The sequence below is a fragment of the Sphaerisporangium aureirubrum genome, from assembly GCF_042658925.1.
GTDB classification, from domain to species: Bacteria; Actinomycetota; Actinomycetes; order Streptosporangiales; family Streptosporangiaceae; genus Sphaerisporangium; species Sphaerisporangium aureirubrum.
In genome coordinates this window covers 108,845-115,111 of record NZ_JBHSRF010000023.1, presented here as the reverse complement: position 1 = coordinate 115,111, position 6,267 = coordinate 108,845, and the positions used below count along the sequence as shown (strand labels likewise).

General features: G+C 71.2%; 6 protein-coding genes. 5 read left to right on the top strand and 1 reads right to left on the bottom strand.

Going from position 1 to position 6,267, the window contains the following annotated elements:
- From ACFP1K_RS17905 to ACFP1K_RS17885, 5 genes are all read left to right on the top strand, one after another.
- A partial coding sequence (locus tag ACFP1K_RS17905) for a ricin-type beta-trefoil lectin domain protein (protein ID WP_380754315.1) occupies window positions 1-563 on the top strand: 563 nt, incomplete at its 5' end.
- A 337-nt stretch (window positions 564-900) separates the two neighbouring features.
- Window positions 901-1,833 carry an ABC transporter ATP-binding protein gene (locus ACFP1K_RS17900; RefSeq protein ID WP_380754312.1) on the top strand — a complete coding sequence of 311 codons (933 nt, stop codon included), beginning with the start codon at window positions 901-903 and terminating at the stop codon, window positions 1,831-1,833.
- A 38-nt stretch (window positions 1,834-1,871) separates the two neighbouring features.
- On the top strand, window positions 1,872-2,657 hold the full coding sequence (locus tag ACFP1K_RS17895; protein WP_380754310.1) for an ABC transporter permease: 786 nt from the start codon (window positions 1,872-1,874) through the stop codon (window positions 2,655-2,657).
- A gap of 22 nt (window positions 2,658-2,679) precedes the next feature.
- Window positions 2,680-3,963 (top strand): sensor histidine kinase, encoded by a 1,284-nt coding sequence (locus tag ACFP1K_RS17890; RefSeq protein ID WP_380754308.1) that lies wholly within the window; start codon window positions 2,680-2,682, stop codon window positions 3,961-3,963.
- Window positions 3,960-4,625, top strand: coding sequence for a response regulator (locus tag ACFP1K_RS17885; RefSeq protein ID WP_380754305.1), 666 nt, complete (start codon window positions 3,960-3,962; stop codon window positions 4,623-4,625). The genes ACFP1K_RS17890 and ACFP1K_RS17885 overlap by 4 nt, the downstream gene beginning before the upstream one ends.
- Before the next feature lie 25 nt (window positions 4,626-4,650).
- Here the strand turns inward: ACFP1K_RS17885 and rox are convergent, their stop codons facing one another.
- Entirely contained in the window at window positions 4,651-6,075 is a 1,425-nt protein-coding gene (rox, locus tag ACFP1K_RS17880) for a rifampin monooxygenase (RefSeq protein ID WP_380754303.1), read from the bottom strand.
- Window positions 6,076-6,267: the final 192 nt, after the last annotated feature.

Below are 6,267 nucleotides of genomic sequence, written 5' to 3'. Positions count from 1 at the left end.
GCACCATGCGCATCTCCTCCCGCGCCAGCGGCAACCTCACCGAATGGCGCGACTGGACCACCCCCACCCTCACCGACACCAACCCCACCATCACACCCACCATCACCCCCACCGTCACCCCCACGGTGACCCCGACCGTGACCCCCACCGTGACCCCGACCGTCACGCCTACCGTCACCCCGACGGCGACCTCGTTCCGGTTGCGTAACGAGGGTGCGGGTCGCTGTGTGGACTCGCCGAACAGCGCCACCGCCAACGGCACCCAGTTCCAGGTCTACGACTGCCACACCAACCCCAACCAGCGGTTCGGCTACTCCTCCGGCCGGCAGTTGCAGGTCCTCGGCAAGTGCCTGGACTCCCCGACGAACGCCGGATCGGGTACCCGGGTGCAGCTGTGGGACTGCCACACCAACACCAACCAGCAGTGGACCTTCAACTCCAGCGGCACCGTCACCAACGGCGCCAACAACCTGTGCCTCGCCGTAACCGGCACAGGCAACGGCAGCGGCGTGACCATCGCCACCTGCAACGGCTCGGCCAACCAGAGGTGGACCCGGGCCTGACCGGAAACCGGCTCCATCCCGCAGGCCCAGGCGATCGCCTGGACCTGCACCCGGCCTCCTGAGACGCAGAGGCGGAACCCCCGGACCCATGCGGGTCCGGGGGTTCTCCATGTCCCCGGCTGCCTGTCGAACGCGACCGCCGTCGCGGCGCGAGAACGCCTTCGTCCGGTGGCGATCCACCGATCGGTGGATCGCCACCACCCGCCTGGCTGGGCCGGCGCCTCCACCGTTCGGCGGCAAGGTCCCGTCCACTGATCGATGTTCGCGGGAGTGCCGGTCCAGCAGGCTGAACGCAGCCGATCACCGAGGGGCCGAGCCCGGGAAGGACGATGCGCGCATGCCAGCAGTGATCGAGGTGCGCAACCTCCACAAGCGCTACGACGACAAGGTCGCGGTCGACGATGTCTCGCTTACCGTTCAGGAGGGCGAGATCTTCGGGATACTCGGCCCGAACGGCGCCGGCAAGACGACGACCGTCGAGTGCGTCGAGGGCCTCCGTACGCCGGACCGCGGTGAGATCAAGGTGATGGGGCTCGATCCCCGCCGGGACCGCGCGGAGCTGACCGGCAAGCTCGGCGTCCAGTTGCAGGCCGGCCGGCTTCCCGACCGGCTGCGGGTCGCCGAGGCGCTGGAACTGTACAGCTCCTTCTATCCGAGGCCGGCCGACTGGCGCGCGCTGATGCACGGCCTCGGCCTCGCGGACAAGGCGAAGACCGGGTACGCCAAGTTGTCCGGTGGCCAGAAGCAGCGGCTTTCGATCGCGCTGGCGCTGGTCGGCAGCCCCCGGGTGGCGATACTCGACGAGCTCACCACCGGTCTCGACCCGCAGGCACGGCGCGACACCTGGGAGCTGATCGAGGGCTGCCGCTCGCGCGGGGTGACGATCGTGCTGGTCACCCATTTCATGGAGGAGGCCGAGCGGTTGTGCGACCGGGTGGCGCTGATCGACGCCGGGCGTGTCGTCATGGTGGACACTCCGGCCGGCCTGATCGAGCGGGCGCACATCGAGCAGCGCATCCGGTTCCGCCCGTCCCGGCCGCTGGACGATCACCTGCTGACCAGCCTGCCCGATGTCCTCGGCGTCACCCGCCGGGGCGACCTGGTGCTCGTCAACGGCACCGGCGACGCGCTCACCGCCGTCACCGCCGTCCTGGCCCGCAACCAGATCGTGGCCGAGGGGCTGCGCGTCGAGCAGGCGAGCCTGGAGGACGCGTTCGTGGCCCTGACCGGCAAACACCTCGACGTCACCTCCGGATCCGGCCCGGTGTAGCGAGACCACGAAGGCCACAGAGAGAGGAAGCCCCACTCGTGTCAGCCCTGAACACCGCCACATCCCCGGTCGCCGTCAAGCGCGGTTCGGTGACGTGGAGGCTCGTCAAAGTCGAGTTCACGCTGTACGTCCGCGAGAAGGTCGCACCGATCTGGGGTGTCGGCTGCCCGCTGATCGTGTTGATCATCCTGGGGAGCATCCCCGCCCTGCGGGAGCCTCCGGAGGCCGGCGGCGCCCTGACGATCTTCGATATGTACGTGCCTGTCCTGATCTTGTTCAACCTGGCCATCCTGGCCCTGACCGCCCTGCCGAACACGCTCGCGGGATACCGGGAGAACGGCGTGCTGCGGCGCATGCGGACCACGCCGATCGGCCCGGCCCGGCTGCTCACCGCCCAGCTCGTGGCCAACCTCGTCATCGCGCTCGTCGCGATGATCCTTTTCCTCGCGGTGGCCGGGCTCGGTTTCGGCGTCGACCTGCCGCGGAACCTCATCGGCTTCGCCGTCGCCTGGCTGCTCGCGGCCTCGGCGCTGCTCTCGATCGGCCTGCTGGTCACCGCGGTGGTGCCCGGACGCAACTCGGCCTCGGCGATCGGCACGGTGTTGTTCTTCCCGATGATGTTCTTCGCCGGTCTCTGGGTGCCGATCACGCTCATGCCCCCGGTGCTGCGGACCATCAGCCACTACACCCCGCTCGGCGCGGGCATGCAGGCGTTCCAGGACGCGTACCTGGGCGGGTTCCCGTCCGCCCTCCCCCTGCTGATCCTGGCGGCCTACGCGGCCGGGTGCGCGGTCGTCGCGGTCCGCTGGTTCCGCTGGGAATAGACTCGGCGCGGAGGAGAGAATCTTGAGCAGGCGGAGGCCGCCGGGGCCCGTGGCCGCGGCGCAGGGAGAACCACCGTTCCTCCTGATCACCGTGGTGCCGTACACATTGCTGGCCGCGCTCGTCGTCTTCAAAGTGGCCAAGGGGCCTTCAGCGGGTGACTCCCTGGTCATCGACCTCGGCCTGTGCGGATTGGCCGCGGCGTGGATGCTCGGCATGGTCACCCTGCGTCCCGCCTGGTGGGAACGGCCACGGATCATGGGGGTCTTCTTCACCGGGCTCCTGGCGATCACCGCGATCCTGGTGGTGCGCGACCCCTGGTTCGGGCTCTTCACCCCGGCCCCCTACATCTACGCGTTCACCCTCCTGCGCTGGCCGTGGCGGCTGGCGGGCGTGGCCGCCGTGGCGATCGTGTCCGGCACCGCGCAAGCCTCCGACGCCCCCAAGACGACCGCTTCCGGTCTGGCGATCTCCGCGCTCATCGTCGTCGTCAACGTCGTCATGATGTGCGTCACCGCCTGGGTGCTCCGGCTCGCGGAGCAGGAGCGGGAGCAGCGCCTCCAGGCCCTTGCCGAGCTGAGCCGGGCGAACCGGCTGCTGGCGGCGACGCTCGCCGAGAACGCCGGCCTGCACACCCAGCTGCTCACCCAGGCCAGGGAGGCGGGAGTCCTCGACGAGCGCCGGCGGATGGCACGGGAGATCCACGACACCCTGGCGCAGGGGCTGGCCGGGATCATCGCGCAACTCCAGGCGGCCGAGCAGATGCACGAGGTCCCGGCCCAGTGGCAGCGGCCCTTCGCGGCCGTGAAAGGACTGGCGAGGGAGACCTTGTCCGAGGCCCGTCGCTCGGTCGACGCGCTGCGGCCCGAGCCGCTGGAGACCACGCGCCTGGGCGACGCGCTCGCCGAGGTCGCCGGCCGGTGGTCGAGGTTGCACGGGCTCGCCGTTCAGGTCACCACGACCGGCACGGTGCGGCCGATGGCGCCGGAGGCCGAGTTCGCGCTGCTGCGCACGGCACAGGAGGCGCTGGCCAACGTGGCCAAGCACGCGGGCGCGACCAGGGCCGGGGTGACGCTGTCCTACCTGGACCACGAGGTGGCGCTGGACGTGCGTGACGACGGCAAGGGCTTCGACCCCGCACACCTCGGCGCGTCACCGACCTCGCCCTCGGGTGGCGGGTTCGGGCTGACCATCATGCGGCAGCGTCTCGAAGAGCTGTCCGGGAGCCTTCAGGTCGAGTCCGAACCCGGCGCCGGAACCGGGATCTCGGCCTCCATCCCCACCGTTCCGGCCGGGAGCCACGCATGACCGGCCACACGGCCCAGACCCCGATCCGGCTGCTGATCGCCGACGACCATCCCGTCGTCAGGGACGGGCTGAGCGGCATGTTCGACTCCGCACCCGGATTCGAGGTGGTGGGAGAGGCCGCGGACGGCGCCGCGGCCGTACGGCTCGCCAAGGAGCTCCGGCCCGACGTGATCCTGATGGACCTGCGCATGCCCGGCATGGACGGGCTGACCGCGATCACCGAGCTGACCCGGCTCGGCGTCGTCGCGCGGGTGCTGGTCCTGACGACCTACGACACCGACGCTCACGTACTTCCGGCGATCGAGGCGGGCGCGACCGGCTACCTGCTCAAGGACTCCCCCCGGGAGGACCTGCTGCGAGGCGCGCGGGCCGCCGCCAGGGGCGAGAGCGTGCTGTCCCCTTCGGTGGCGGCCCGGCTGATGAACCGGGTCAGGACGCCCGCCCCGCAACTGCTCAGCCCGCGAGAGCTGGAGGTCCTCGAACTCGTGGCGGCCGGGAACAACAACCGTGAGGCGGCCACCCGGCTGTTCATCACCGAGGCGACGGTCAAGAGTCACCTGCTGAACATCTACGCCAAGCTCGGCGTCAACGACCGCGCCGCCGCCGTCACCGAGGCGTTCAACCGGCGGCTGCTCGTCCCCCGGACACCCGGACAGCCATGACCCTCGGCGGCCCGTGCCGCGACGCTCAGCTGGCGGCGGCGCCGAACCACCTGGGCAGCCGGCCGAGCAGATCCTGCTGGTCCTCACCCACCCACGCCACGTGGCCGTCCGGCCGCAGCAGCGCCGCGGGCACGTCCAGTTCCTCACTGGTGCCGACGACATGGTCGACCCGGTCCGCCCAGCCCGCCACCGAGAGCCGGCCGGTCTGGTCGAGCAGCAGGCCGCGGCCGCCGCGCATCAGCTCGTAGAGGCGGCCCTGCTTCAGCCGCACGTCCCGCAGCCGCCGCCCCAGCAGCTCGGGCCCCTCGCCGAAGTCGTAGCGGATCCCGATCCCGGTGTTCCTCTCGATCAGGTACCGGTTCACCTCCTCGAAGTCCATCAGCCGCGCCATCAGCCGGCGCACTGCCTGGGGACCCGGCTCGGTGGACATCAGCTCCATCTGCGCGCGGGAGTTGTCCAGCACGTCGGCGGCCACCGGGTGCCGTTCGGTGTGGTAGCTGTCCAGCAGCCCATCCGGGGCCCAGCCGCCGACCTCGGCGGCCAGTTTCCAGCCCAGGTTGAACGCGTCCTGGACACCGAGGTTGAGCCCCTGCCCGCCGGCCGGCGGGTGGATGTGCGCGGCGTCGCCGGCCAGCAGCACCCGGCCGGTCCGGTAGCGCTCCGCCAGCCGGGTGGCGTCGCCGAAGCGGGACAGCCAGCGCGGTGAGTGCACGCCGAAGTCGGTGCCCGCGACGGCCCGCAGCTGCTGCTTGAACTCCTCGAGGGTCGGCGGGACCGCGCGGTCCTCGGCCACCCCGGCGGCGGGCGCGCCGACGCGGTACGCCCCGTCGCCGAGGGGCATGAGGCCGAACCGCAGCTGGGTCTTGCGGACCTCCGCGACGACGGCGGCGATCGTCTCCGGATCCTCGGTCACCTCCATCTCGCCGAGCAGCGTCTCGACCTTGGAGGGCTCGCCGGGGAAGCCGACGCCGAGCAGCTTGCGCACGGTGCTGCGCCCCCCGTCGCAGCCGACGAGGTAGCGCGCGCGCAGCCGCGTGCCGTCGGCCAGCTCGGCGGTCACCCCCTGGTCGTCCTGGCCAAGCCCGGCCAGCTCGCGGCCGCGCCGGATCTCGGCGCCGAGTTCGGTGGCGTGCTCGGCCAGCAGGCGGTCGGTGACGGGCTGCGCGATGCCGAGAATGAACGGATGCGCGGTGTCCAGCCGGTCCGGCGACGGTTTGGCGATGCCGGCGAAACCACCGATCGGGTACCGCGTACCGAGCGCGAGGAAGCGCTCCAGCAGACCGCGCTGGTCCATCAGCTCGATGCTGCGCGCGTGCAGGCCGAGCGCGCGGACGACCTTGGTCGGCTCCGCGTCCTTCTCCAGCACCAGCACGTGCACGCCGCGCAGCCGCAACTCGCCGGCCAGCATCAACCCGGTCGGTCCGCCACCGGCGATGATCACGTCGATCATGTAATCCCCCATTCGGCGAGGTCGCCTTCCGGCCGGCCGCTCCACGCGGTCCGGCGGCGCGCACCCGCGTCGCGACCTCGGCCGACGATTCTGCGGCACGACCCGGGTCTTGCCGCAAGCCCCCCGGTGCGCTATAGATTGAAAGTGGCAAGGAGTGCGTAACCTCCTTGCCTTTGCCATTTGTGGCCCGAC

Bases quoted from the DNA above. Each gene is read 5' to 3' on its own strand.
- ACFP1K_RS17900 (WP_380754312.1), top strand. From the start codon at position 901: ATGCCAGCAGTGATCGAGGTGCGCAACCTCCACAAGCGCTACGACGAC.
- ACFP1K_RS17885 (WP_380754305.1), top strand. From the start codon at position 3,960: ATGACCGGCCACACGGCCCAGACCCCGATCCGGCTGCTGATCGCCGAC.
- rox (WP_380754303.1), bottom strand. From the start codon at position 6,075: ATGATCGACGTGATCATCGCCGGTGGCGGACCGACCGGGTTGATGCTG.